Genomic DNA, 26,772 nt, shown 5'->3' with positions numbered 1-26,772 from the left:
GCGTTTACCGTGGATGAACCGCTCACACCTAAGCAAGCCTTGCAGCCTCTACTTAACAAAAGGCCCTGCTTAGGTGTTAGCATGGCTTCATTACTTACTCATTCTAAAAAACAGCATGTCATTTGAATCGCCACTACAGCCAGCCACCCTAGTTAAACGTTATAAACGTTTTTTGGCCGATGTTATTCTAGCCGATGGCAGCGAAACCACTATTTATTGCGCTAATACAGGCGCGATGACCGGTTGCGCTGAACCCGGAAGTACAATTTGGTACAGCCAATCAGAGAACCCAAAACGTAAATACCCGCTGAGCTGGGAGTTAAGCCAAACGCCCGATGGCCATACAATCTGTGTCAATACCGCCAAGGCTAATCAATGGGTAGAGCAAGCCATCACTCAAAATGTAATTGGCGAGCTAGCAGGCTATGCGAGTCTGCGTCGCGAAGTTAAATATGGCAGCGAAAACAGCCGCATCGATTTTTTGTTAGAAGATCCTCAGCGAACCGCTTGCTACATTGAAGTTAAATCTTGCACATTACTCCATGAGGGGAATGGCTATTTCCCTGATGCGGTAAGTACGCGTGGACAAAAGCACCTGCGTGAATTGATAGACATGAAACAACAAGGGCACCGCGCGGTACTGTTGTTTGCGGTATTACATAGTGGTATCAACAGCGTAAGAGCTGCGGCTCATGTTGATCCTAGCTATGCGCAATTGCTCGATCTAGCGAAACAACAAGGAGTTGAAGTGTTGGCTTATAAAGCCAAGCTTAATCCTAAATCATGCCGTTTAGTTAAAGCCTTACCCACCTATTAAAACCCAGCTTAAAAAATGCATTTATAGACTATAATTTAGCTATGGTTACACAGGGTTTAAACAAGCCACCATAGAGAATAGTTAATAAGGCCTCACTAGGCCGTAAGTCGTCGGGCGACCCTCTTACTGCGCTCACAGCAGTATATTTACCACTTTGGAGGAATGGTCAAAAAACCAGCAAACAGTCTAAGATATTTTGTTTAGCTTAGGTGAAAACAGCAAATTCACGGCAATTCATTTGCGGTACGTTAGCCTTTCTGCTATAGATACCCGCCTAATTTACATCCTCGACTATTACACTCATAAAGTCGTACGGAATTTGGGAGAGAAGTATGCCAGAAGGCAAAAAGAAAATACTAGGTGTGCTCTCTATCGCAGGGGTTGAACCTTATCAAGCTCAGCCTGGCGAAGAGTACATGAACGATGCTCAGATTGACCACTTCCGAATTATTCTAGAGGCGTGGCGCAATCAACTTCGTGAAGAAGTAGATCGCACAGTAACGCACATGAAAGACGAAGCGGCTAATTTCCCTGACCCAGTTGATCGCGCAGCACAAGAAGAAGAGTTCAGCCTTGAACTTCGTACTCGAGATCGCGAACGCAAGTTGATCAAAAAAATCGAGAAAACTTTAGTGAAAATTGAAGATGACTTCGGCTTTTGTGATGCCTGTGGCGTGGAAATCGGCATTCGTCGTTTAGAAGCAAGGCCCACAGCTGATTTGTGTATCGATTGCAAAACCTTAGCTGAGATCAAAGAGAAACAACTGGTCGGCTAGTTTTGTTAAAGTTTAGGCAGATATGCAACTGCATCCATCTGCCTAGCTTTATATTTTAAGACTATAACTATGAGCGCTAAGCCCTACGTAGGCCGTTTTGCCCCCTCTCCTTCAGGCCCACTTCACCTAGGTTCTTTGGTTGCTGCCCTTGGTAGCTTTTTGCAAGCGCGAAGCCAAAACGGACAATGGTTAGTCAGAATAGAAGATATTGACCCTCCACGAGAGCAAGCGGGCGCCAGTAGCTTGATTCTTCAACAACTAGAGCAATTTGGCTTATATTGGGATGGCTCTGTCCTCTACCAAAGCCATCATCTTGCCCGCTATCAACAATACATCGACCATTGGTTACACCTACAACAAGCCTATCATTGCCAATGCACCCGTAAAATGATTAAGGCTAGTGGTGGCGTTTATAGCGGTACTTGTCTAGATAAAGGCTTATTAGGTGACCACTATGCGACGCGACTGCACTCCCATGCAGCGATATATCAATTTGATGACCTATGCTACGGCCAAGTAGATATTCCTGCCGCTATAGCGGAAGAAGACTTCATTGTTAAACGGCGTGATGGCTTGTATGCCTATAATCTCGCGGTCAGCCTAGACGATGCAGAGCAAGGCATTACCGAAGTTGTTCGTGGAGCAGACTTAATCCTTACCACTGGCCGTCAATTAGCTATTTTCAAATTGTTGGGTAAAGCAGCGCCTCAGTATTTACACCTTCCGCTAGTACTTGATGAGCATGGCAATAAACTCAGTAAACAAAACCACGCCCCCTCGATTTCAAGTAAACAAAATCAGCGATTATTACTGCAAGCGTTAACTTATTTAGGGCAAACAAGCGAAGCTGGCTGGCTTGAGCTAAGCTGTGAACAAATATTAAACAAAGCGATAGCCAATTGGCGATTAACAGAGATACCGAAAAACTCAATGTCTAACTAGCGAATTGGTTGTATTTCTGTGTAAAAAAGCTATATTAGCGCCTTATTTTTCACCATGTTGATAATGCGCGCTCAAGGGGGCACCCATTTTACGCAAGCTAGCCAAAGTATATAAACGGATCATGCAGCCAAATTCTACTGAACCAGTAGCAATGCAGCAGCAAGTGATCCCGCGTGCCGAACACAATATATCCCGTCAGGACATCAGTGAAAACGCACTCAAAGTTTTATATCGTTTACACAAATCAGGCTACAACGCCTACTTGGTTGGTGGTGGAGTAAGGGATTTACTATTAGGTAAACAACCTAAAGACTTCGATATTGCAACCAACGCCACGCCAGAACAAATAAAGGGGCTATTTCGTAACTGCCGCTTAGTGGGTCGCCGTTTTCGATTAGCCCATATTTTATTTGGCCGTGAAATCATTGAAGTAGCAACGTTCCGTGGTCACCATGACAGCGATGCGGCCAATACCGAGTCTAAGCGCAGTGAAGAAGGTATGCTGCTTCGCGATAATGTGTACGGTAATGTTGAAGAAGATGCCGAACGAAGAGACTTTACCGTTAATGCGCTTTATTACAACATTGCCGATTTTTCAGTCGTCGATTTCGCCGGTGGAATCAGCGATATTGCCGATCGCCGCTTACAATTGATAGGTGATCCCGAAACCCGTTACCGCGAAGATCCGGTAAGAATGCTTCGCGCAGTGCGTTTCGCAGTAAAACTCGATTTCAGTATTGCCAAAGAAAGTCGTGACCCTATCGCACAATATGGCCATTTACTTAAAGATATTCCGGCAGCACGCTTATTTGAAGAATGCCTCAAGTTATTCTTAGGCGGTGACGGTAAAGCCACCTTTAAAATGATGGCAGACACACAGCTACTTTACCCGCTATTCCCGCTTCTCAAGCCCTTATTGCAACAATGGGACGAAGACTCGCCAGAGCTACGCTTCATGTTGATGGCATTAGCGAGTACCGACAAACGAGTACGCGGTGATCAGAAAGTGACCCCAGCTTTTGTTTTTGCAGCGCTGTTGTGGCCCCTATTAGAAATTAAAAAGGACGAGCTGCTTATCGAGCTGTCGTTGGGTGAACACGACGCATCAGCCATGGCGATGAATTGGCTACTGGAGCAACAATGTAAGAATGTCGCCATTCCAAAACGTTTTACTACCGGTATTCGTGAAATCTGGCAGCTGCAAGCACGCCTTGACCGCCGCTTTGGTAAGCGGGCCTTCCAAACTTTTGGCCACCCACGTTTCAGAGCTGCTTTTGATTTCTTGGAACTACGAGCTAAAGCCACGCAAGACAGCAAACTCCTTGAGCTAGCAGACTGGTGGCAACAATGGCAGCGCAGTAATGAGCAAGGCCGAAATACTATGGTTAGAGAGCTGAACAAAGCATCCGGCCGTAATAAGAGCCGCCGTAGAACACGCAAACCTAAAAAAACAGACAGTTAATAATGGTACGTTGTTTTATTGCCTTAGGCAGTAACCTTGTGGATCCCCTGAATCAAGCTATTGCTGCCAGACGCGCGCTGGCAGCTGAGCCCAACTTAGCCCTAGCGAGTTGTTCATCGCTGTATCAAAGCCGGCCTATGGGCCCGCAAGACCAACCAGACTATCTCAATGCGGTGTTGGAACTATACACCGACTTACCTCCTCTCGACTTGCTCGACCTAACACAAAAAATTGAACAGCAGCAAGGTCGTCAGCGAAAGAAAGAACGTTGGGGCCCGCGTACTTTAGACTTGGATTTATTGCTCTATGCCAACCAAACAATCAATAACCCTCGTCTAACTGTCCCTCACTATGGAATGAAGCAGCGAGAGTTTGTATTATTACCGCTTGCTGAAATAGCCGTAGATTTATGCTTGCCCGACGGATGTACAGTGCAAAATTTAGCAGAATCTATCGATAGTAATGGATTACAAATATTCAAACGCCCTGTTGAATGGGCTTAATTAGAAATATTAACTCAATAAATTTACACCCCAAACGGTGTAAACGGTAACCAACTATGAGCAGAATAACGGTTTCTCAATTACTAAAATTTAAGCAAAGCAACGAGAAATTCTCCTGTATCACCGCTTATGATGCGAGCTTTGCGTCTTTATTTGATGAGCTAGGCATGCACCTTCTACTAATTGGTGATTCATTAGGAATGGTGCTGCAAGGCCACAAAGATACCCTTGCTGTTAGCATTGAAGACATCGCCTACCATACTCGCTGTGTGGCTCGTGGTACCGAAAACACCATGATTGTGGCAGATATGCCATTTATGTCTTATGCCACACCAGAGCAAACTTATCATAACGCAGCCAAGCTAATGCAAGCTGGTGCACAAATGGTTAAAGTGGAAGGTGGTGAATGGTTAAGCGCAACGATTAGAGGCTTAGTTGAGCGAGGCGTACCTGTATGCGGTCACCTTGGGCTAACACCACAATCAGTGCATCTTTTTGGTGGATATAAAGTTCAAGGCCGCACTGAACAGCAAGCGCAACAAATGTTAGACCATGCCAAGCAGCTTGAAGCTGCAGGCGTTCAATTGTTGGTACTTGAATGTATTCCAACTGCACTCGCTAAAACCATCACCGAAGCGCTAAGTATTCCGGTTATTGGGATTGGTGCTGGCAACGTCACTGATGGTCAAATTCTGGTCATGCATGATGCCTTTGGCATTAGCAAAGGCCATATACCTAAGTTTTCAAAAAACTTCTTGGCAGACAGTGGGGATATTCGTGGCGCAATTAGTAGCTACTTAGCCCAAGTAGCATCAGGCGAATTTCCAGGTGAAGCACAGAGTTTTAACTAAATGACCCACTTAGTAAGTAAACCGAATGAGTTACGCGCGGTTTTAAATAGCGTTCGCCAGCAGCAAGTTAGCATTGGGTTTGTCCCGACTATGGGCAATCTGCACCCGGGTCATATCGCCTTAGTGAAAGAAGCACAGGCGCATTGTGATTATGTGGTCGTATCGATTTTTGTGAATCCTATGCAATTTAACAATTCTGTAGATTTAGAAAACTACCCTCGCACCTTAGAGCAAGATTTGGCGGCTCTGTCGGCGGCGGGTGCCAATTTAGCGTTTGTACCAGAAGCTAGCGCCTTATACCCCAATGGCTTAGAACAAGAAACTAGAGTTCAAGTACCGGGATTATCTACCATGCTTGAAGGCGCGCTGCGTCCCGGTCATTTCGATGGCGTGTCTACCATTGTCTGTAAGCTATTTAATTTGGTTCAACCTAATGTTGCGGTCTTTGGTGAGAAAGATTTTCAACAATTAGCCTTGATCCGTAAAATGACCGAAGATTTACTTTTGCCGATTAGCATTATTGGCCTACCCACAGTGCGTGAGAGCAATGGCCTAGCAATGAGCTCTCGTAACAATCGGCTAAGCGCTGAACAGCGACACCTTGCCCCACAACTTGCCCAACACATGCAGTTAATGGCCACCGAGTTGCGCCATGATAATAGACAGGCCTTGCAAACTCGTACTAAAGCGCAACTTGAGCAACAAGGTTTTGTCTGTGACGGTATCGATATTGTTGATGCCGATACCCTTAAGCCATTAACTCAGCAATCACGCCGCGCCGTTATCCTTGTCGCAGCCTTCTTAGGCGAGGTAAGGCTAATAGATAATTGCGTGATTGAATTAAACCCAATTGTCGATCAATAGAGAGAAACTGATGCAAACCACTATGCTTAAAGGCAAGCTACACCAAGCCCGTGTTACCCATGCAGAATTGAACTACGAAGGTTCCTGTGCAATCGACCAAGATATTCTAGACCTAGCCGGTATTATCGAATACGAGAAAATCGATATCTATAACATTGAAAATGGTGAACGTTTCTCTACCTATGCTATTTCAGGAGAGCGAGGCTCAAAAATCATTTCAGTCAATGGCGCAGCAGCACGCCGTGCAGCAGTAGGAGATAGAGTCATTATTTGTGCTTATGTAGGCCTCAATAGTGAGCAAGCAGCAGCACACAAACCGTCGCTGGTTTACTTAAATCAACACAATGATGTAGTGAGAACCAGCAAAGATATCCCTGTTCAATTGGCTTAAGCCCAAAATAGTGCAGGAGATCCCAGGGCGCACCAATTTGGCGCGCTCATTTTATTTTCACTCATCTTTATCCCTCTCAACACCTGTGTTTTTAACAGTCGACACATAAATTTAACACGCTTGCTTAACAAGTGTGTATTAAGCCCCCCCTAAATGACCTTAATTACTGCTTTAGCAAGGTAGTGGTTTGTTTTTTGCTTTGTTCAAAGGTGTATTTAACTTCTCGCACAGGAGTGTAGTCGTGCTGAGCTTATACCTGATTTTTTTCGGTCTACTGTTATTAGCGCTAATGCCTATTCCGGCTATAGTGAAAGCACATCGCCGTGTTGATAATCAACAATACTTAGAGCAAAACCAATTACTAAAGTCACTTAGCCAGATATTACGCAGACATTGGCGATTGCAGGCCCAGAAACTTGGCGACCCTTTATTCTCGCCCGCCGAACTCGAAAGTACCAAGGAGCAAATTGACGAAATATTGGTTTTGTTGAATGCTCAAATCAACTACCAGCCAAACCAACAGCTAGATGATCTAATGCTGCACTGGCAAGCCCTAAAAGGGTGTTTTCAGCTGTCTATGCTGCGTTATCACCACCAGCATATGTTAATGCTCTGCCAACATGCCCCTTGCTCACCTTTTAAACAAAAATATCAAAAGGGAACGGTCCTTGCTTTAGCTATAGGAAAACATGATAGCCATTAAGACCACAAGGAGCGGATATGCGCAAAGCCTCCGCAATATTTAGTACATTAGTGATGAGTTACCTAGCACTGATTTGTTTAAGCTTGCTAAACACTCACAAGCATGACTACATCAATGCAGTTGCCCTAACTTGCTTAAGTATAAGTCTGACCATTGTTAGCCTGTACATTATCAATTTACTACTCAAACAAGTGCAACAGCCCGAACGAGTGCACACTAAGGGCCTCGCCGCTTATTTTTTTCAAGATACCCGTCACCAACAATTAGACATACTCAAGCTGCAACAACGAAAGGTATTACAACAACAAGATGCATTAGACGAAATTAACCATTGTTCAAAAGAATTATCTCTACAAGCACAATCGGTTGCTAGCGGAGCTATTCAGCAAGCCGATGCAAGCCAAGCATCGGCAAGTGCCGTAGTTGAAATGAGCGAAAGTATCAAAGACGTTGCAGAACAAGTAAAAAATGTTGCGCAAGCTAGCTCTGAAGCCAAGCAATTTTCAGAACAAGGGCAGCAAGCAACAGCAGCGGCCCTAGAAGTCACCACCGAGATGTTGGTTAAAGGGCAAGCCAGCCTCGAGCAGGTCACCTTGCTACATCAAAAATCTCATTCTGTCAGTGGCATTTCGAAAACCATTGAAGAGATAGCCGAGCAAACCAACCTGCTGGCCCTAAATGCCTCCATAGAAGCAGCAAGAGCTGGCGAGCACGGGCGAGGCTTCGCCATTGTGGCTAACGAAGTAAGAGACCTTGCCAATCGAAGCCGACAATCAGCCAATGAAATCAGCAATAGTATGAAAGACGTACAAACCAGCATTAATCAAGTCGTAGAACAAATCACCCAACTCACCAATCAAGCTCAGCAAATTCAAGCTACGGTTGATCACTCTCATCAACAACTGGGGGCGATTTATAATAAAAACCATGAGTTACAAGCACAAACAGAAATCATTGCCTGCAATAGCGAACAACAACATGCAGCCACAATCGAACTATCGGCTCATATCAACCAAGTAGCAGATTCTGCTCGTAGCAACACCGAGAGCGCAGAGCAAAGCGCCCATATTGCCAAGCACCTCAGTGTGTTAAGCCAGCAAGGAGCTTGATATGAATACCAGTGCCATAATCGCCGCCTGTATTGTAAGCTTGATCATTATTGGAGCCTGCATTTCACTGCTCATAACAAAGCGCCAAAACGCCCAGCAATACGCAGGCTTAGCGGCCTTAAAATTGTTAAAAGATCTGGTGGTAGCACTACAAAAACACCGAGGGCTCAGTTCAGCCATACTCAATGGTGATAAACAATCCAACGCCGAATTAGAGCGCCAGCAACAGCATATACATCGTTGTCAGCATAGCCTCACCGAAAATCGATTTATTTGCCAGCAAGCTCGCTGGGACAGTTTTCATCAACATTGGCCACGTTTACAACAAAACTGGCGCAGTAATAACCTTGAAAACAACATCGCCCAACACAGCTTGATGATTAAAAACCTTCTGTTCTTGGCCCAAGATTTAGCCACTTTTTACAGCTTGTCGAGCTTAAGTAAACAACACAAAAATATCGACTTCCTGTGGCATGAGCTGCTAGAGACTGCGGAGTCTATAGGCCAGGTTAGAGCCTTGGGCTCAGGCTTAGCTGCGGCTAAAAAGAGTACCAGTGTTGAGAGGATACGGCTGGCTTTCTTGCATAATAAAATAGGTCAAATTGACGCCAAATCACTTAATCATTTTGCCCATGTATTTGTGCCACAAGACTCTGCATATCAGTCATTATTAGAGCAACTACTGACTACCATTGAAGTCGAGTTGATCAATAAGCCGCAGCCTTCTATTTCAGTGAGTGACTACTTTCAACAGGCCAGTAATGTATTAGAGGGCTTATATCAGCTATTTGATGCAGGGATCGCTCACCTAGAGCAACAAAACACCAAACACTAGCCAACGAATTGCCTTAAGTAGCTACGCAGCTGCCAAAGCTGCTGGCCGCTGTTGAGATATTTACGCTCAAAGGCGGTAATCGGATTATCACTGTGGTACTGATTTAGCTGGCTAGTATGGCCAGCTAAGCGCAATGCAATTTGAAACTCTTCTAGGTAAGTTGACCAATTACTGCGTAACTCTAACTGCCCACCTAGTTTTATCATATAAGGGAATACCGCACTACCATGCCAACGTCGCTGTAAATGACGAGACTTAGGCCATGGATTTGGGTACAACACATAGTGATGACTAGGTTGCCAGCCAGCGTCACAAGCTAAACGCCAAAAATCATTCAGGTCCACCTGTAATAATTGGTAGTTTTGCCCTTCCTGATCAAAATGAGCATGATGCTTGGTTAAGCGGTGAGCTGATTTATCTAAACCAATCACGACCGCTTCTGGGTGAAGGAGAGCCAAGGCCGCAGTACTTAGCCCGGTACCGCAGCAGGAATCTAAAACAATTGGCCGTCCCAGCACTGAAACTTGTTTCTCAAGCTGCCTAAATGCATCTAAAGTATGCTGCTGATAAGGCTTTTGAAAAGGCTCGTTTAGGTGACGCAATACCACCTTTTCAAGTTTTTCATGAACACCTTGTTGATTAGAACTAACGCTGCGTGAGTTACCTTCCATTATGATCTCAACCCATAACCACGCTTAATTAAAATAAATGCCCAACTATATAGCAGCACAATAAAACCCAAAATCATGCTAAAGGAAAACCATAAAGACACATCACTGATGCCTAAAAAACCAAAACGAAATGCATTAACCATATAAACAATGGGATTAATCTGCGATACCCCCTGCCAAAAATCGGGTAGTAAGCTGATAGAGTAAAACACCCCTCCCAAGTAAGTTAAAGGGGTCAAAATAAAGGTCGGTATAATGCTAATATCATCGAAGGTATTGGCATAAATGGCATTAATTAAACCGCCTAGTGCAAATAATACGGAAGTGAGAAACACCGTTAAAACAATCACAGCAATGCTATGCAGCTGTAAGGGAACAAAAAATAGCGATACCATGGTAACAATAAAGCCCACCGACAAACCGCGCGCTACCCCTCCACCCACAAAGCCCAGAATAATAATGTAGTTAGGGACCGGGGCGACTAGTAGCTCTTCAATATTTCGCTGAAACTTACAGCTAAAAAATGATGATGCAACATTGGAATAGGAGTTAGTAATCACCGACATCATAATTAATCCCGGGACGATAAATTGCATATAACTATAGCCACCCATTTCACCGATACGAGAACCAATTAAGTTACCGAAAATAACAAAATATAAACTCATAGTGATAACCGGCGGCACCAATGTTTGCACCCAAATTCTGCCAAACCGAATAATTTCTTTAGTTAGAATGCTGCTAAGCGCGGTAGTGTATAAGGCTAGTTTCATGCTTTTCTTCCCTTGGCGACTAAAGTGACAAACAACTCTTCCAAACGATTAGCCTTATTACGCATACTACGAACTGATACCCCAGCTTCATCTAGCAGACGAAACACCTTATTTAAGCTCTGACTTTTCTCTACATCGACTTCTAAGGTATGGTCATCTACCAAGCGAGAAACGAAACCATCTAAAATTAGGGCCTGATGCCGACTCTCTATATCAAAAATAAAAGTCTCCAAATTAAGGGTTGATAATAGCCGCTTCATAGACGTGTTTTCGACCAGCTCACCCTTATCAATGATACCAATATTACGACATAGCATTTCTGCTTCTTCAAGGTAGTGAGTGGTGAGAATGATAGTAATTCCCTGGGTATTTAGCTGCTTCAGAAATGCCCACATTGAACGACGCAACTCGATATCGACACCAGCGGTAGGTTCATCCAGTATCAGCAACTTAGGTTCATGCATGAGTGCGCGGGCGATCATCAAACGCCGTTTCATGCCTCCTGATAACTCGCGAGCACGGGCATTGCGCTTTTCCCATAAATCTAACTGAGATAAGTACTTTTCAGCTCGCTGCATAGCTAAAGCGCGAGGAACACCGTAATAGCCGGCTTGATTGACTACGATCTGCAACACTGTTTCAAATTGGTTAAAGTTAAATTCTTGAGGAACCAAACCCACAAAAGACTTGGCGGCTTCTAATTCTTGGTCAATATCATGACCAAAGATTTTAACACTGCCCGCAGACTTGTTGACCAAGGAAGTAATTATCCCAATAGTGGTTGATTTGCCAGCCCCGTTTGGCCCTAGCAATGCAAAGAAGTCTCCTTGCTCGACCACTAAATCGAACCCTTTTACAGCTTGCACACCGCCAGCATAGGTTTTTTGTAAACCTTGTATTAATAACGCCTGCATAATCACAACTTTAATTGAAAGAAAAAAAATGGGCCCTTAGGCCCAGTTATATCCGCTTAATCCAGCGGTATCACTTTGCCTACATAAGGTAGATTGCGGTAGTACTGGTCAAAATCAAGTCCATAACCAATAACGAACTCATCAGGAATACTAAAACCGACCCAATCTACTGGCACTTCGACTTCTCGACGTGAGGGTTTATCTAATAACGTACAGATAGCCACGCTATTAGGCTCTCTTAAACTTAGCATCTCTCTCACTTTGCATAAGGTGTTACCCGTGTCGATGATATCTTCAACGATGATGACATCACAGCCTTTGATATCATCATCTAGATCCTTAAGTACTCGGACATCACGCGTACTGACCATACTGCTGCCATAGCTAGAGACAGTCATAAAGTCGAGCGTCAGTTTACAGTCGATTCTACGCGCTAAATCAGAGAGGAAAATACATGAACCGCGCAGCAAACCCACTAACACTAATTTGCGTTCAGTAGGATAGGCAGCATTTATTTCTTTGCCTATTTCTGCAACTCGTTCAGCAATTTTTTGTTCGCTGATCATTTCTTCTACGCGATGTTTCATAATTTGGACCTATTGATAGCTGCTTTATCAGCAATTTGTTACCGAGTATGAATGTCAATTGACACTTAAATATACAGAATATCAATGCATTAACAAAAAAATCATTAGTTACTTATATCAGTAACTATTAATTGGCTTGTAAATACACTATTATTCAATTGAAGGTATCTGCATGTTCGCATTTAAGCGAACGCCATATTTTAGATGATTTTCACCTAAAATGGTAAGCAACAAATGCCTCTTAAAAATAATAATTTTAATATCAATTAAAATAACAAACGCGAGAATAACTTATGCAAACTAGCACACTAAGACGCCGTACCCGGCTGTCGCCGGAAGTCCGTCGTAAACAACTTATGCAATGCGCTGTTGAAATCTTTGCCCGTCGCGGTATTGGTCGTGCCGGTCACGCCGAAATTGCTGAATTGGCCAATGTATCGGTAGCCACTGCCTTTAACTACTTTAATACCCGCGAAGACTTGGTTGACGCGGTACTGTCTGAAGTAGAGCAAACCATGTTGGGTCTAGTTGAACAAACTTACCCTTCTGATGAGAACGCAATCACTGCCGTTCAACATCACTTATCTGCACTGGTCGAATTAGCCTACACAAACTCAGATATCATTCATATTTGGTTAGAGTGGAGCTCGTCGGTTCGTGAAGATGTTTGGCCTCGTTTTAGCGCAGTAATGGCCAAAATCAATCAACAGATTGGTGAAAGCATTCAAGCAGGTTTCGATAATAAAGAAATTAGCAGTGCATTGAATGCCCTTCAAGCGGCGCAAGCAATTAACGCAGGATTATACTTAGCGGTTCAAATGATGAATCGTCCAGATAGTCCTGAGCGTCAAGAAGTGGTTGACTTCCTTAACGACTTTGTACTTTCATTATTACGCCCACCGGGCCAGTAGTACAGTACAAATAAGGGCCTCACGGCCCTTTTTTATTGTTTCAGCACGGCGCCAAGCTTAGCGTGGATCCCCTCAAAGCCACCATTACTCATCACGAGTATTTGATCTCCAAACTCAAGCATTTGCTGCACTTCTGCAACAATTTGCTCTACCGTTTGACAGACTTTGGCTTGTTTAAGTTCAGCGGCAACATCAGCTATATATTGATTTTTTTCATCGGGTTGAAACAAAAACACCCTGTCAGCTGCTTGTAAACTCTCTGCTAATCTGTCTTGGTGAACGCCCATTTTCATGGTGTTAGAACGCGCTTCGAGTATGGCGATAATACGTTGTTGGCCGACTTGTGCCCGAAGGCCAGCTAAAGTACTACTAATAGCGCTTGGATGGTGAGCAAAATCATCAAATAGCCGCACACCATTAACCTCAGCTAATAATTCTAAACGACGCTTAGGCGGAAGAAATTTTTGCAAGCTCTCTATAGCTAAATGTGGCAATACGCCAACGTGTCGAGCCGCAGCTATCGCCATTAATGCATTTTCAGCATTATGCTGACCGATTAACCCCCAGCTTAGTTGCCCTTGTTCCTCTCCATTTAACGTAACATTTAGCTCACTGCAATCGCTCTTCAAGGCATGCCATTGCCACGCCTCTCCAGCGCCAGTTTGCTCCAAATCTGACCAACAACCTTGCGTCAAGACCTGCTGAATAGCCGAGCTACCTTTGGGCGCAATCACTCTTCCTGAAGAGGGAACAATGCGCAGTAAGTGGTGAAACTGCTTCTGAATCGCAGCAAGATCGTCGAAAATGTCTGCATGATCGAACTCTAAGTTATTTAGCACCAAGGTTCTTGGTTGATAATGAACAAACTTAGAACGTTTATCAAAAAAGGCACTGTCGTATTCATCGGCTTCCACAACGAAAAACGGCGTTTCACCTAAGCGGGCCGAACCAGAAAAGTTACGCGGCACCCCTCCTATTAGGTAACCAGGAGACATTCCGTTATCTTCTAATATCCAAGCTAACATACTGGCGGTGGTGGTTTTACCGTGAGTGCCTGCGACAGCCAATACCCAGCGCTGCGGCAAAATAAATTGCTTCAACCACTCAGGTCCCGAACAATACTTAAGTCCTTTATCAAGAACATACTCAACACAAGGGTTGCCTCTACTCATTGCATTACCCACCACCACTAAGTCGGGCGCGGGGTTTAACTGGGACGGATCGTAGCCTTGGATCAGCTCGATACCCAGCGACTCAAGTTGAGTGCTCATTGGAGGGTAAACATTGAGATCACTACCAGTAACTCGCATGCCAGACTCTCTAGCCAGCATGGCTAAACCACCCATAAAGGTGCCACAAATACCTAAAATATGAATATGCATAAAATACTAATTTTTCGAGACTAAAAATCAGCGCTTAGGATAGCACTTAATACGGTAAAAATTAGCGGCTATTGCTCAATTCGAGGACTTGTTTTTGGCTCAGAGAGCTCAATATACAACTGCTGCTGTTGGTAACGATAGGGGCGATACCAATTTAAACCACATTGATAATCGCCATTTCTAGCGACAATACACCCTACTGGTAATTGCCGGATCCATTGCAAATGGGCGTCTGCCCGCAATTGCTCTTGCCACTGTATTTGTTGCAACAATTCTTTTTTTAGCTCAAAAATGTCTACCTTATTTGGGTCAGAGCTTTTTTGTACAATAACTGGCCCAGCATCAACGTGGCTGACGATAGCCACCCACAAAACCAAACCGTAAACTAGTCGACTAGCCATCATTTTATCATCTACAATGAGAACCCCCTTAAACTTTAGGTGATAGCTGATGATTAAGCACCTTGTTATTTTGTTTTTTACATTTCTTATAATGGCTTGCAGCCAAGAACCAGCCGTAACTTTAGGTGCAGATGGCATCTGTGAAGAACCTCGCCCAGCAATGTGTACCATGCAATACGACCCCGTTTGCGCTGAAACATCTGGTGAACTCAAAGAATATGGGAATGCTTGTTCAGCTTGTGGTGATCCAGAGGTAAAAAGCTACCAGCTTGGCACATGCCCAGAGTAACAATTAATTAACAAAATTTAGTAATTTCGCCAAATACTGCTATTTACTTAAGTACACGCTAAAAGTTTTGAGAGGCGTTTATGTATCGTTTAATAGCTATTTGGCTTTATTGCTTGAGTATTGTTTTTGCGACGACTCATGCCTTAGCAATATCTAATACCAGCAACCTTGAAGAGCCGTCCTTCTCTGGCGAGTGGCATTGGCCTGATACTCAAGGCAACTATCAGCAGCTAAATGTGCAGTTTTCAGAAAAACTACTGGCTGAATCAGAAACCGAAACCTTTAAAATAAACTACAGCCTGACCTACCCTTCTCAGGCTATTAGTGCTTATTTGAGCCCTAGGCTTGAGCACGCCATAACCATGATTAATCAATATGTGGCCGACCCTGATACGCGTATTGATGACATGCTAAGTGCTCTGAAAAATGGCGATGATAGCCCCTCATCCAGAATGCTTTGGGACGCATATAAGCAATATACTCAAGACGCATTTCGTCATTTAGGCTTACTTCCATGTGCCCACCCACAAGGTGCTGAGTACCCGTGTGTACGGCCTAACTACTCGCAATTGTTCTACCAAAACCGAACCAGAATACTTCCCGTGGTAGAATCGTTTAGTAAACAAACCGACCTTAACCGTTCTTTAGCAGAAGCGCAGGCATGGTTGGTCACCATTCCCATTAAACAAGAAAATACCTTTAGTTTTTCACCGCCGATCAGTGTACTTAAAGATAACCTTGCCGATAGCGATGAACGAGCACTGCTGCTAGCGGTGGTGTTGAGCGAGTTGGCACCCAATTACCCTATCTATATGGTGTACCCTGCCAGCAGCGTAGGCAGTGCATCTCCAGCTTGGCTTACCATTGACTCGAGAAGTGGTATTGAAGGGCCTACGATAATGATTGATCAGCAAGCCCACACCTTGGTTTCAGGCTCACCAAGCTTAATAAAAGAGATGTTGCTCGCAGATGTGGCAATGATTAGTGACGCCCTCTATTAGTAGATGTTGATTTTTTGTTATAAAGATTAGACAGGTCTGACCTGAATAGTCTTGCTAATACGAAAGGATACTACTGTGAAACATCTATTATTGTTGCTCGGCCTACTACCCGCTTGGGCGATGGCATTAAACATAAACCCAGGAACAAGCCTACCCGCTATCACCATCGAGAATACCGGTGAATTACTGTTAGATAAAGACGACATCAGCTATCAAAAATGGAGCAGCGAACAACTCACCGGTAAAGTTCGCTTGCTGCAAGTGATGGCTGGGCGTAGCAGTGCAAAAGAACTGAATGCGCCAATGATTGAAGCAGTGAAACAGGCTAAATTTGCAGAGACAGCTTATCAAACCGTCACCATTGTTAACCTAGATGATGCCATTTTTGGCACCTCTAGCTTCGTTAAAAACAAGTTAAAGAAAAATAAGAAAGACTTCCCACAAGCTAGTTTTGTATTAGACAAAAAAGGCAAGTTATTTGATTTGTGGAAGGTACAGCCGAAATCATCGGCGATCATTTTACTTGATGTTAATGGGCAAGTATTGTTTGCAAAAGATGGAGCCCTGAACGAGCAAGACATCAACCAAGTGATCCACTTGATTGAAACGAACATTTAAATTATATAGGCGTAACTAGCGTTACGCCTATTCAAACATCGTCATTAGTACCAATAAACTAAGTAAATACACACTCATCAGTAAGGTTAATACCTTATGTCGCTTGGTCCATACGGTAAGGTTTTTTAACACAACTACCTCCCTTCTTTACTGTTAACCTAAATTTAACACTTTTAACAATGAATGCAAACTTGCTTTATCGTCGAATCCTCAGTAAAAAGAACTAGCGAGGGAGTATCATATGTCTGACAAACCAATTATCGAGAACAAAAGTAGCCCAGTTGAAAACACCTCTGTGCAACTTGCTAAATTAGCAAAGCAACGCGGCTTAGACGCATTACTGCAGCAAAGTAAGCCCAGTTCAACCTGGTCTCAACGGGCTCAAGCTCGTGCGATTGTCGAACATGCGACCCAGCAAAAAAATCTGGAAAAAATCATTTATTTTGCAATGCAAAAAACCAGTGAGGAAGAAGTCGGCAATGAGCCTGATGCTGATTGGATGACTGAATTCTTAACGCTGGCGAGCAATACCCAAGTGAAATCTATGCAGATATTATGGGCTGATATTCTTAGCCAAGAGTTAATGACCCCAGGGAGTTACTCTGTAAAAGCCTTACGTACACTAAAATTAATGACGCAAAGAGAAGCCCAATGGTTTCAATCCGCTTGTGAACTGAGCTCTATAATTGGTGGAGAAGCCAATAATAAAATCATTACTGGTGTTGTCAGGCCCACCAGCAGCCTTGGCTTAGTAAGAGCAAAACTCGACAAAGTGAGTCTTGGCCAACATAGAATGCCATATCATCACATATTACAGCTCACTGAATTAGGCTTATTGTTTGATCGAGAGTTAGAGATCCGCCCCTCAGGGCACCATGAAACGCCGCTTGTACACGGTTCTACCCATTACCAGCTGCGACCACGGTATAAAGGATGTAAATTGATTTATCATCGTTTTACGCCAATCGGAGATGAGCTGGCAAAGCTTATTACTAAACAGCCCATAACAGCATACCAAGAAAGTTTAGAACGACTACTGCAGACTTACTTTGAAGGGTAATAGAATGATTTATCGCTCTACCTTTGCATTGTAACCAAAAAAAACGCGGCCTGAGCCGCGCTTGATAGAAACAGTAAGCGATTAAATACCACTTCCCGCCACTTCTTCATGAATACCACACTCACGTTTCAGACCAAAGAAGCGAGTATCCTCTTCGTTCATACCAGCCTGCAGCGGTTGTGAAGTTTGCACATCACCCACCGATACATAACCTTGATCCCAAAGAGGGTGGTAAGGCAAGTTATGCTCTTTCAAATAGTAATGCACATCCTTATTGGTCCAATCAATAATTGGTAATATTTTGAAAGCACCGTTTTGAATCTGTAATACTGATAAGTCAGCACGGGTTGACGATTGACTACGGCGCAAGCCCGAGAACCAGCTTTTCACACCTAAATCTTTAAACGCGCGCTGCATAGGCTCAACCTTGTTTAGGCTATTATATTGCTTTAAGCCTTCAACTCCCTGCTCCCAAAGCTTACCAAAACGCGCTTCTTGCCAGGCGTTGGATTGCTTCGCCTGATAAACTTTTAAGTTTAAGTTTAACCGCGTAGTAAGCTCATCGATAAAGCGGTATGTTTCCGGAAACAAATAGCCGGTGTCGGTTAATATCACCGGTATATCGGGTTTGATCTGCGTCAGCATGTGCAAACTCACCGCCGCTTGAATACCAAAGCTAGAGGTAAGAACCACTTGTGGAGGCAAGTTATCGAAAGCCCAAATAATACGTTGCTGGGCAGTCATCTCTTCAAGCGAACTATTTATCGATGACAACTCGGCATTTCTTAACTCAACAGGGAGCAGCAGTAACTGCTCCAAATCTAAGCTAGTCATGAAAATCCCTAGCGCTTACTTTGACTTCAGCGACGATACCAACGCGAATTACAAAGTCACCAAATGCTTCATCTTGCTCACGTTCCTTCGACCAGCGGGCAATCAAACCGTCAAATTCTGACAAAATTTGTTGCTCACCAATGCCCTCTAAATAGAGCTTAGGAATACGCGTTCCGCTTTGGTTACCACCTAGATACAGATTGTACTTACCCGGGCCTTTACCCACTAATCCCGCTTCAGCCAACATAGACCTGCCACAGCCGTTAGGGCAACCCGTTACCCGTAAAATGATGTGTTCGTTGCTCATATCATGCTTAGCCAGTAGCTGTTCTACGTCATCGACCAAACCTGGTAAATAACGTTCTGCTTCTGCCATTGCCAACGGACAAGTGGGAAATGCCACACAGGCCATTGAATTAAAGCGTTGTGGGCTGTGCCCATCGTCAATGAGTCCATGCTCACGGGCAATTTTTTCAATCTTGACTTTGTCTTTTGCCGCTACGCCAGCCACGACTAAGTTTTGGTTAGCGGTCATGCGGAAATCACCTTTGTGAATTTCAGCAATGTTGGCCACACCCGTTTTTAGCGCTTTTTCTGGGTAATCCAACAACCGACCATTCTCAATAAATAGGGTGAGGTGATGTTTACCGTCGATACCCTCAACCCAACCAATACGGTCACCCCGCGAGGTAAACTCATAAGGTCGGCTAGCTTCAAAGGTGATCCCAGCACGTTTCTCTACTTCTTGCTTAAAGGTATCGATACCTACGCGATCGAGCGTGTACTTGGTTTTGGCATTTTTTCGGTTAACTCGGTTCCCCCAGTCACGCTGGGTTGTGACTACCGCCGCTGCCACCTCTAAGGTTTTGTCTAATGGCACAAAACCGAAATCGTCAGCGCGACGTGGATAGGTAGATTTATCACCATGAGTCATGGCCAGACCACCGCCCACCAAAACATTAAAGCCTACCAATTTGCCGTCTTTAGCAATCGCTACAAAGTTTAAGTCGTTCGCATGAACGTCAATATCATTGCTTGGCGGAATAACCACTGTAGTTTTAAACTTACGCGGTAGGTAGTTCGAGCCTAAAATAGGCTCTTCTTCACCACCTTCAACCTTTTCACCATCTAACCAAATTTCGGCATAGGCGCGAGTTTTAGGCAATAGGTGTTCACTAATCTTGGTCGCCCATTGGTAAGCCTCTTGATGCAGTTCGGATTCAACCGGATTGCTCGTACAAAGTACATTACGATTAACATCACCAGCGGTCGCGATAGAATCGATGCCAATACTATTCAGCGTTTGGTGCATCAACTTAATGTTGGGCTTTAATACTCCATGAAACTGAAAAGTTTGACGAGTTGTTAAGCGAATGCTGCCGTACATAGTGTGGTCTGCAGCAAATTTATCAATAGCGAGCCATTGCTTTGGTTGAATAATCCCACCAGGCATACGGGCACGTAACATAACGTTATGTAGAGGCTCTAGTTTTTGCTTAGTACGCTCGGCACGAATATCACGGTCATCTTGCTGATACATACCATGGAAACGAATTAACTGGAAGTTATCAGCTGTAAAACCACCGGTAATACGATCACTTAAGTCAGCTTCTATGGTGCCACGCAGTAAGTTACTCTCTCGCTTTAGGCGCTCATTATCCGACAACTTGCCTTCAACAATTAGGTCCGAACTCATTAGTAAACATCCTTTTGGTAACGCTTAGCACTGCGTAACTGTTTCAAATACTCTTCTGCTTGCTCTGGACTCTTAGCCCCTTGCTCAGCAATAATTTCTAGCAGGGTTTGATGAACATCTTTAGCCATTCGGTTGGCATCACCACAAATATAGAGATGCGCGCCTTCTTCTAGCCATTGATAAACGTCAGCTGCATTTTCTTTCAAACGGTCTTGAACGTAGATCTTTTCCGCTTGATCGCGTGAAAAGGCCACATCAAGCTTGGTCAATAAACCCGACTTTAGATAAGCCTGCCATTCTGTTTGATATAAGAAATCTTGAGTAAAGGTTTGGTCACCAAACAACAGCCAGTTTTTGCCGGTCGCGTCGCTGGCATCACGTTGTTGTAAGAAAGCTCTGAACGGCGCGATACCTGTTCCAGGGCCAACCATTATGACTGGCGTATTTGGGTCACTTGGCAAGCGAAAGTTATCATTATGTTCCACAAATACCTTAACCGTAGCACCTTCTTCAGCACGCCCACCTAAGAAACCAGAAGCCCCCCCTAAACGCAGCTCATCGCCTTTTTGATAACTCACCACACCTACCGTTAAATGTACTTCTTCTTCCACTTCAGCTTGAGCAGAGGCTATAGAGTACAAACGTGGTGTGAGTTTGCGTAAAGCATCAACAAAATCTTGAGCGTCGACTTTAGCTTTCTTTTCAAGTAATACATCAATCACCTGATGGTTAGCTGCATAGTCGCGCAGTTTGTCTTTATCGGCCACCACCGTTTGTAACTTTTTGCTCGCTGACCAACGTGCCCAGGCTTCAACAAAGGCTCCGCTGGTTTGGGTGATTTCTAGCTTCTCAGTTAAGGCCGCTGCTAACGTAAACTCTTGATCGTCAATGCTTACTAGCTCATCTTCTATTAAGCCTAAGCGGGTAATGATTTGCTTTACTAACACTTGGTCATTCTCAAACCATACACCCAGCGCATCACCAGCTTGATATTGTAGGCCTGAGTCGCCTAAATCAATTTCAACATGGCGAACATCTTTAGCTGAATCTCTACCGGTTATTTTTTGGCTAAGACTTAACTCCGCAGCGTAAGGGTTCTTTTTATTGAACTGACTAGTAGTTGGAGCATGAACAGGAAGATTAACCACAGAACCACTTGGTTCTGCCGCTAAAGTTTGCTGTATTTGCTCAAGTGCTTTTGCTGTCCAGCTGTCAGCGTCTTTATCGTAATCAACATCACAATCAACTCGCTCACAAACTCGCTCTGCACCAAGAGCGGCTAAACGCTCATCAAAGTCTTTACCCGTTTGGCAGAAAAACTCATAGCTAGAATCACCAAGCGCCAATACGCTATATTTCAAGTTATCCAGTTTGGGCGCTTTTTTCGACGCTAAAAATTCGTGAAACTCGATAGCATCATCAGGCGGCTCACCCTCGCCGTTAGTACTCGCTACAATCAGTAAGTGGGTCTCATTTTTAAGACTCTTGGCTTTATAGTCAGAAACATTTACCAACTCAGCATGAATATCCTTAGCCAACGCCGCCGCTTTCAACTCTTCAGCTACACCTTTGGCGTTACCGGTTTGGGAAGCGTACAGAATGGTTAGCTTGCCCGCAGGCTGTGCTTGTGTAAGAGGGGCTATTTGCCCTGCATTTTGCCCCACTCCAGCAAGGTAGCCACTTACCCACGCTAACTGAGTTACCGATAGCTCGGCCGTAGCCTGTTGCAGCAGGTTAACCTGTTGCTCAGACAATGGGCTAGCCAATGACGAAAGTTCCTTTAACAGCATTTTATCGCACCCTAGAATCACAATTGACGCTAGTCTACCCAAGCATTGGTATCGACAATAAAGAATAAAACGGGCTTTTTTATAACCATAGGGAATATAAGCAACTCAAAACAGGAAAAGTAGCGTCGGCATTTTCACTATGTGACTAAGTAGCCAGCAAAAAGCATATTTTTCTTTTAAGCTGAAATATCCAATCAATCTACTTAGTGAGCTATGGAACAGCGCCTAACAAACAGAATTCCGCTTGGACAAAAATTCATTATTATATTGGCTTGGTTCGCGCTAATGCTGATAGCTGCTTTAGTGGCGCACTATCAGGCAGGACTAGAGCGTCAACGCCAGCTATTAGAAGAAAGTCAGCGTTTACAACGCAGCATCCAGCACGAGTTAAACCGATTTCGAAACTTCCCAAAGGTATTAGCGGTACAGCAACAATTAGTAGACGGATTAACTCACGTATCGAGTAACGATATACGCCACCAGCTCAACCTTTATTTGCAGCAAGTCAATCAACTACAAGGTAGTGATGTCACCTATCTCTTAGATATAGAAGGCAATACGCTGGCCTCTAGTAATTGGCAAAGCAGCCACTCTTTTGTTGGCAGTAGTTATAGTTACCGGCCTTATTTTCAAACAGCGATATTGGGGAAATATGCGCAATACTTCGCTTTAGGTTCACGCTCGGGGGTGAGGGGGTATTACTTTTCAGCCCCGGTCTTCAAACAGAATGCTGTTATTGGGGTTTTAGTGGTTAAAGTCGCACTTAACATTATCGATAAAAGCTGGCGCGATCCTAACTTTGAATATTTGTTAACCGATAAACACGGGGTCGTGTTTTATGCCTCTCAAGCTCATTGGTTATATAACAGTATTAAGCCACTGGCTGATTCACTGCGACAACAACTAATTAATTCGCGTCAATACGGCGATTACCTTTTACCTAACATTGCAGAGAACTTACAAGAATCAAGCATCAATTTACCCGACTATAATGGTAAAAGGTCAGATTACATCAGTACGAGTAGAGTTCTACCTACAGCTGGTTGGCGTCTCTACGCCTTATCTAAAGACAGAGGTTACACTCGAGAAATTGGCGAAGCATTGTTGTTAAGCTCATTGCTTTATTTCGGGCTTATTTTGCTCTATTCATATTGGCGTCAGTTACAAGCTGGACGCCGCTTACAAACTGAGATAAACCAGCAGTTAGAAATTAGAGTTGAGCAACGCACAGCCCAACTCACCACCACTAACCAGCAACTTCAGCAGGCCATTGACGACTACCAGCGTACTGCAAACACACTAAAAAAAACCGAAGATGAATTAGTTCAAGCCGCCAAACTAGCCACCTTAGGCGAGCTCTCTGCGGGTATCAATCACGAGCTAAATCAGCCGCTCACAGCAATGCAAAGTTACGCTGAAAATGCCTTACGCTTCCAGCATAAACAGCAATATGAACAGGTCACGAGTAACCTTCAAGACATCGTAAAGCTCACTACGATGATGAGCAAAATGATCGCTAAGTTTAAAATTTTCTCTCGAAAATCCTCCGGGCAAACCAGTGCTGTATCCAGCTCCACATCGATTAACGCGGCGTTGTCAATTTTGGCCAACCGCATTGTACTCAACAATATAAAAATAGAATTCAGTGGGCTTGATGAACAGTGGGTCAAGGCTGATGCTATTCAGCTTGAGCAAGTGCTAATAAATTTAATTAACAACGCCATTGATGCTTTAGAGCTGGTAGATAGTCCCATCTTGGGGATTCGCCAATACAAAGATAACAACTGGCAATGCATTGCCATTTGGGATAATGGCGCCCAGTTAAGCGAAGAGCAACTAACAAGAATTTTTGAGCCCTTTTTCACCACCAAGAAACAAGGACTCGGACTAGGCATGGCAATATCAAAGCGTTTAGTCGAATCCTTTGACGGTCAACTCACAGTCAGCAATTTGGTTGATACTGGCCCAGAATTTGTCATTAAATTACAAGCGCAAGTACCTCAATGTTTTAAGCCTTCTATTAAGCCACAGGGGGAATAGTGAAAGCACCCGTAATCATCATTGACGATGATCCAGACATCCTTCGATCGCTAGGCCAAACACTCGAGTTAGAAGATTATACCTGTTTAGCCTTTGACAATGCCGAACAAGCCTTAGCGCAACTCAAGGTGAATTGGCCAGGAGTCATCATTTCAGACATTAATATGCCCGGTTTAGGTGGCTTAGAAATGATGCAGCAAGCTCACCAAATTGACGCCGACTTACCGATCATCTTACTGACCGGTCATGGGGACATTTCAATGGCGATTAAAGCGATACGTGATGGCGCTTATGACTTTCTGGAGAAACCGTTCTCTACTAGCCACTTGTTAGATGTATTGCAACGCGCCTTAGATAAACGGCGGCTGACCATTGAAAACCGTGAATTGAAAGCGGAGTTAGACGCGCAAAGTGGTCCCGGCCCTCGCATATTAGGTTCAACACCCGCTGTTGCCCGCCTCCGCAAAATTCTCAGTCATATCAAAGATACCCCCGCTGATGTCTTAATTAACGGTGAAACAGGAACCGGTAAAGAATTGGTTGCGCGTTTTTTACATGACCATAGCGTACGAGCTAAGCATCCTTTTGTAGCAATTAACTGCGGGGCTGTCCCCGAAACCATGATTGAAAGCGAGTTGTTTGGCCATGAAGTCGGTGCTTTTACCGGCGCGCAGAAAAAGCGAGTAGGCAAAATAGCCTTTGCCAATAATGGTACTCTCTTCCTAGATGAAATTGAAAGCATGCCGATGGCCTTGCAAATAAAGCTTTTGCGGGTACTAGAGGAACGCAGTGTTGAACCGCTGGGAAGCAACCAAGTAATCCCACTCAATTTACGGGTGATTGCCGCCACCAAAAGTGATTTAAAGCATTTAGGTGAGCAAGGTGAGTTTCGCAGCGATCTTTATTATCGCCTCAATGTCGTAGAGGTCTATATACCTGCACTACGCGAGCGCTGTGAAGACATCCCTTTATTACTTGAAAACTTCTTACGGGTAGCAGCCGCCCGTTACCAACTAAATAGCCCGGAGATCAGTCAGCAGCGCTTATCAGAGCTGGTGCAACACAACTGGCCAGGCAATGTACGAGAATTGCGTAATCTGGCCGAGCGTTGGGTACTAATGGGGGAAGACGCGGCTTTTAACGAAGCGCAAAATGACCAGCAAAGCTTAAACTTGGCGGAGCAACTTTTTCGCTTTGAGCGGACCTTATTGCAAGACGCACTGCATCGCCACAAAGGTCACCTAAAAGCGGTCCAAGAAGAACTGCACATTGGCCGTAAAACCCTTTATGAGAAAATGAAAAAATACCAACTCGATAAAGGTGACTATAAAAACCATTAACAACGCTAAGGGGTGGAGTTCCCCCCATTCGTGCCTAAGCGGTGGGGGGAACTCCCCCCATGATTGCTGATAATGGCAATTTCAGCCCACCATGAAAGTAAATATTATTCATATTCTTCAACCACTTAAAATCCGATCTTAGTGTTGGCTCGTAGCTTGCTAATAAGCCTAGCGAAGTAAGCAACCAACCCTACACAAGGATGATAAAAATGAAATTATTAGCAAGCACGCTGACAGCATTGAGTATCGCTTTAGCCAGCGTAGTAAACGCCGCTCCAATTGAACTGAAATTTTCCCATGTGGTCGCCGAAAACACGCCTAAAGGACAGATGGCACTTAAATTTAGAGACTTAGTTGAACAGCGCTTACCTGGAAAAGTGGAAGTGAAAGTCTACCCTAATTCTCAGTTGTACGGTGACGGTAAAGAATTAGAGGCTTTATTGTTAGGGGATGTGGAGCTTATTTCACCTTCATTATCTAAATTCAAAAAATATACTAAAAAACTGCAAATCTTCGATCTACCGTTTTTGTTTAAAGACATGGCATCAGTTGAACGTTTTCAAGCAAGCAGTGCTGGTCAAGAGTTATTATCGTCATTAGAGAGTAAAGGCCTAATTGGCTTAGGCTATTTACATAACGGCATGAAGCAACTGTCGGCCAACGAGCCTTTATATACGCCTGCCGATGCCAAAGGCAAAAAGTTCCGCATTATGTCTTCAGACGTATTAGCCGCTCAATTTGAAGCTGTGGATGCGGTGCCACTTAAAAAACCCTTCTCAGAGGTATTTACGCTGCTGCAAACTCGCGCTATCGACGGCCAAGAAAATACGTGGTCAAACATCTATTCTAAAAAATTCTTTGAGGTGCAAGCCAGCATTACCGAATCAAATCACGGCGTACTTGATTACTTAATTGTGACTTCCGCTGAGTTTTGGTATGGCTTACCTGAAGATATTCGTGCCGAGCTGCAATTGGCTTTAAACGAAGCCGTTGCCCACGGTAATCAAATCGCGGCAGAAAAAGCAGACAAGGATAAAGCCAATATCATGGCATCGAATCGCTCTGAAGTTATCTCTTTGACAGCTGAGCAACGTCAACAATGGGTAGAAGCAATGAAACCCGTCTGGCAACAGTTCGAAGATGAAATAGGCAAAGACACCATTGCCGCGGCAGTTGCCGCCAACCAATAAGCATAGGCTTTGTGCAGAGACC

At 44.1% G+C, this 26,772-nt stretch carries 28 protein-coding genes; 19 read left to right on the top strand and 9 right to left on the bottom strand.

Annotated features, from left to right (window positions below; all coding sequences use genetic code 11):
* Nucleotides 1-115: 115 nt before the first annotated feature.
* From sfsA to M0C34_RS02865, 11 genes are all read left to right on the top strand, one after another.
* A complete protein-coding gene (gene sfsA / locus M0C34_RS02915) occupies nt 116-817 on the top strand; it encodes a DNA/RNA nuclease SfsA (RefSeq protein ID WP_248715587.1) in 702 nt (233 codons plus the stop codon).
* Between the two features lie 332 nt (nt 818-1,149).
* Nucleotides 1,150-1,593, top strand: a complete 444-nt coding sequence (gene dksA / locus M0C34_RS02910; protein ID WP_248714157.1) for an RNA polymerase-binding protein DksA — start codon at nt 1,150-1,152, stop codon at nt 1,591-1,593.
* 69 nt (nt 1,594-1,662) lie between these two features.
* The gene (gene gluQRS, locus M0C34_RS02905) at nt 1,663-2,535 is read left to right on the top strand and encodes a tRNA glutamyl-Q(34) synthetase GluQRS (RefSeq protein ID WP_248714156.1); all 873 of its coding nucleotides are present in this window, start codon (nt 1,663-1,665) and stop codon (nt 2,533-2,535) included.
* Nucleotides 2,536-2,656: 121 nt separating this feature from the next.
* Nucleotides 2,657-3,997 carry a polynucleotide adenylyltransferase PcnB gene (pcnB, locus tag M0C34_RS02900; RefSeq protein ID WP_248714155.1) on the top strand — a complete coding sequence of 447 codons (1,341 nt, stop codon included), beginning with the start codon at nt 2,657-2,659 and terminating at the stop codon, nt 3,995-3,997.
* A 2-nt stretch (nt 3,998-3,999) separates the two neighbouring features.
* Nucleotides 4,000-4,500, top strand: coding sequence for a 2-amino-4-hydroxy-6-hydroxymethyldihydropteridine diphosphokinase (gene folK / locus M0C34_RS02895; protein WP_248714154.1), 501 nt, complete (start codon nt 4,000-4,002; stop codon nt 4,498-4,500).
* A 56-nt stretch (nt 4,501-4,556) separates the two neighbouring features.
* Nucleotides 4,557-5,351 (top strand): 3-methyl-2-oxobutanoate hydroxymethyltransferase, encoded by a 795-nt coding sequence (gene panB / locus M0C34_RS02890; protein ID WP_248714153.1) that lies wholly within the window; start codon nt 4,557-4,559, stop codon nt 5,349-5,351.
* The gene (gene panC / locus M0C34_RS02885) at nt 5,352-6,215 is read left to right on the top strand and encodes a pantoate--beta-alanine ligase (RefSeq protein ID WP_248714152.1); all 864 of its coding nucleotides are present in this window, start codon (nt 5,352-5,354) and stop codon (nt 6,213-6,215) included.
* 10 nt (nt 6,216-6,225) lie between these two features.
* Entirely contained in the window at nt 6,226-6,606 is a 381-nt protein-coding gene (panD, locus tag M0C34_RS02880; protein WP_248714151.1) for an aspartate 1-decarboxylase, read from the top strand.
* Nucleotides 6,607-6,847: 241 nt separating this feature from the next.
* The gene (locus M0C34_RS02875; RefSeq protein ID WP_248714150.1) at nt 6,848-7,309 is read left to right on the top strand and encodes a hypothetical protein; all 462 of its coding nucleotides are present in this window, start codon (nt 6,848-6,850) and stop codon (nt 7,307-7,309) included.
* A gap of 17 nt (nt 7,310-7,326) precedes the next feature.
* Nucleotides 7,327-8,418, top strand: coding sequence for a methyl-accepting chemotaxis protein (locus tag M0C34_RS21240; protein ID WP_305883150.1), 1,092 nt, complete (start codon nt 7,327-7,329; stop codon nt 8,416-8,418).
* A gap of 1 nt (nt 8,419) precedes the next feature.
* The gene (locus M0C34_RS02865) at nt 8,420-9,253 is read left to right on the top strand and encodes a nitrate- and nitrite sensing domain-containing protein (protein WP_248714149.1); all 834 of its coding nucleotides are present in this window, start codon (nt 8,420-8,422) and stop codon (nt 9,251-9,253) included.
* On the opposite strand, the gene trmB is transcribed toward M0C34_RS02865, so the two are convergent.
* From trmB to hpt, 4 genes are read right to left on the bottom strand one after another with little or no spacing between them, the layout of a single operon-like run.
* Complete coding sequence (gene trmB, locus M0C34_RS02860; RefSeq protein ID WP_248715585.1) at nt 9,250-9,927, bottom strand: tRNA (guanine(46)-N(7))-methyltransferase TrmB; 678 nt, start codon at nt 9,925-9,927, stop codon at nt 9,250-9,252. The two genes, M0C34_RS02865 and trmB, sit on opposite strands and share 4 nt — an antisense overlap.
* Entirely contained in the window at nt 9,924-10,697 is a 774-nt protein-coding gene (locus M0C34_RS02855) for an ABC transporter permease (protein ID WP_248714148.1), read from the bottom strand. The genes trmB and M0C34_RS02855 overlap by 4 nt, the downstream gene beginning before the upstream one ends.
* Nucleotides 10,694-11,611 (bottom strand): ABC transporter ATP-binding protein, encoded by a 918-nt coding sequence (locus M0C34_RS02850; protein ID WP_248714147.1) that lies wholly within the window; start codon nt 11,609-11,611, stop codon nt 10,694-10,696. Before M0C34_RS02850 ends, M0C34_RS02855 begins: the two co-directional genes overlap by 4 nt.
* A 56-nt stretch (nt 11,612-11,667) precedes the next feature.
* Entirely contained in the window at nt 11,668-12,198 is a 531-nt protein-coding gene (gene hpt / locus M0C34_RS02845; protein WP_248714146.1) for a hypoxanthine phosphoribosyltransferase, read from the bottom strand.
* A 293-nt stretch (nt 12,199-12,491) separates the two neighbouring features.
* Between hpt and M0C34_RS02840 the strand changes: the two genes are divergently transcribed.
* Nucleotides 12,492-13,109, top strand: coding sequence for a TetR/AcrR family transcriptional regulator (locus M0C34_RS02840; protein ID WP_248714145.1), 618 nt, complete (start codon nt 12,492-12,494; stop codon nt 13,107-13,109).
* Between the two features lie 32 nt (nt 13,110-13,141).
* Here M0C34_RS02840 and mpl read toward each other — a convergent pair whose 3' ends face one another.
* Nucleotides 13,142-14,491, bottom strand: a complete 1,350-nt coding sequence (gene mpl, locus M0C34_RS02835; protein WP_248714144.1) for a UDP-N-acetylmuramate:L-alanyl-gamma-D-glutamyl-meso-diaminopimelate ligase — start codon at nt 14,489-14,491, stop codon at nt 13,142-13,144.
* Between the two features lie 68 nt (nt 14,492-14,559).
* Entirely contained in the window at nt 14,560-14,895 is a 336-nt protein-coding gene (locus M0C34_RS02830) for a hypothetical protein (protein WP_248714143.1), read from the bottom strand.
* A 46-nt stretch (nt 14,896-14,941) separates the two neighbouring features.
* Here M0C34_RS02830 and M0C34_RS02825 point away from each other — a divergent pair, with 46 nt between their 5' ends.
* From M0C34_RS02825 to M0C34_RS02810, 4 genes are all read left to right on the top strand, one after another.
* Complete coding sequence (locus M0C34_RS02825; protein ID WP_248714142.1) at nt 14,942-15,181, top strand: hypothetical protein; 240 nt, start codon at nt 14,942-14,944, stop codon at nt 15,179-15,181.
* 80 nt (nt 15,182-15,261) lie between these two features.
* Nucleotides 15,262-16,182, top strand: coding sequence for a hypothetical protein (locus M0C34_RS02820; RefSeq protein ID WP_248714141.1), 921 nt, complete (start codon nt 15,262-15,264; stop codon nt 16,180-16,182).
* A gap of 75 nt (nt 16,183-16,257) precedes the next feature.
* Nucleotides 16,258-16,800 carry a YtfJ family protein gene (locus M0C34_RS02815; RefSeq protein WP_248714140.1) on the top strand — a complete coding sequence of 181 codons (543 nt, stop codon included), beginning with the start codon at nt 16,258-16,260 and terminating at the stop codon, nt 16,798-16,800.
* Nucleotides 16,801-17,041: 241 nt separating this feature from the next.
* A complete protein-coding gene (locus M0C34_RS02810) occupies nt 17,042-17,860 on the top strand; it encodes a TIGR03899 family protein (RefSeq protein WP_248714139.1) in 819 nt (272 codons plus the stop codon).
* Between the two features lie 81 nt (nt 17,861-17,941).
* On the opposite strand, the gene M0C34_RS02805 is transcribed toward M0C34_RS02810, so the two are convergent.
* From M0C34_RS02805 to M0C34_RS02795, 3 genes are read right to left on the bottom strand one after another with little or no spacing between them, the layout of a single operon-like run.
* Nucleotides 17,942-18,694 carry a phosphoadenylyl-sulfate reductase gene (locus M0C34_RS02805; protein WP_248714138.1) on the bottom strand — a complete coding sequence of 251 codons (753 nt, stop codon included), beginning with the start codon at nt 18,692-18,694 and terminating at the stop codon, nt 17,942-17,944.
* The gene (cysI, locus tag M0C34_RS02800; RefSeq protein WP_248714137.1) at nt 18,687-20,390 is read right to left on the bottom strand and encodes an assimilatory sulfite reductase (NADPH) hemoprotein subunit; all 1,704 of its coding nucleotides are present in this window, start codon (nt 20,388-20,390) and stop codon (nt 18,687-18,689) included. The genes M0C34_RS02805 and cysI overlap by 8 nt, the downstream gene beginning before the upstream one ends.
* Nucleotides 20,390-22,180 (bottom strand): assimilatory sulfite reductase (NADPH) flavoprotein subunit, encoded by a 1,791-nt coding sequence (locus M0C34_RS02795; protein WP_248714136.1) that lies wholly within the window; start codon nt 22,178-22,180, stop codon nt 20,390-20,392. Before M0C34_RS02795 ends, cysI begins: the two co-directional genes overlap by 1 nt.
* A 285-nt stretch (nt 22,181-22,465) precedes the next feature.
* Here M0C34_RS02795 and M0C34_RS02790 point away from each other — a divergent pair, with 285 nt between their 5' ends.
* The 3 genes from M0C34_RS02790 (at nt 22,466) to M0C34_RS02780 (ending at nt 26,750) form a co-directional block, all read left to right on the top strand.
* Nucleotides 22,466-24,220, top strand: coding sequence for a sensor histidine kinase (locus M0C34_RS02790; protein WP_248714135.1), 1,755 nt, complete (start codon nt 22,466-22,468; stop codon nt 24,218-24,220).
* The gene (locus M0C34_RS02785; protein ID WP_305883149.1) at nt 24,220-25,560 is read left to right on the top strand and encodes a sigma-54-dependent transcriptional regulator; all 1,341 of its coding nucleotides are present in this window, start codon (nt 24,220-24,222) and stop codon (nt 25,558-25,560) included. The genes M0C34_RS02790 and M0C34_RS02785 overlap by 1 nt, the downstream gene beginning before the upstream one ends.
* 209 nt (nt 25,561-25,769) lie before the next feature.
* The gene (locus M0C34_RS02780; RefSeq protein WP_248714134.1) at nt 25,770-26,750 is read left to right on the top strand and encodes a TRAP transporter substrate-binding protein; all 981 of its coding nucleotides are present in this window, start codon (nt 25,770-25,772) and stop codon (nt 26,748-26,750) included.
* The last annotated feature ends 22 nt before the right edge of the window (nt 26,751-26,772 follow it).

The organism is Agarivorans sp. TSD2052 (assembly GCF_023238625.1).
GTDB lineage: Bacteria > Pseudomonadota > Gammaproteobacteria > Enterobacterales > Celerinatantimonadaceae > Agarivorans.
This window is presented reverse-complemented; position numbering and strand designations above follow the sequence as displayed.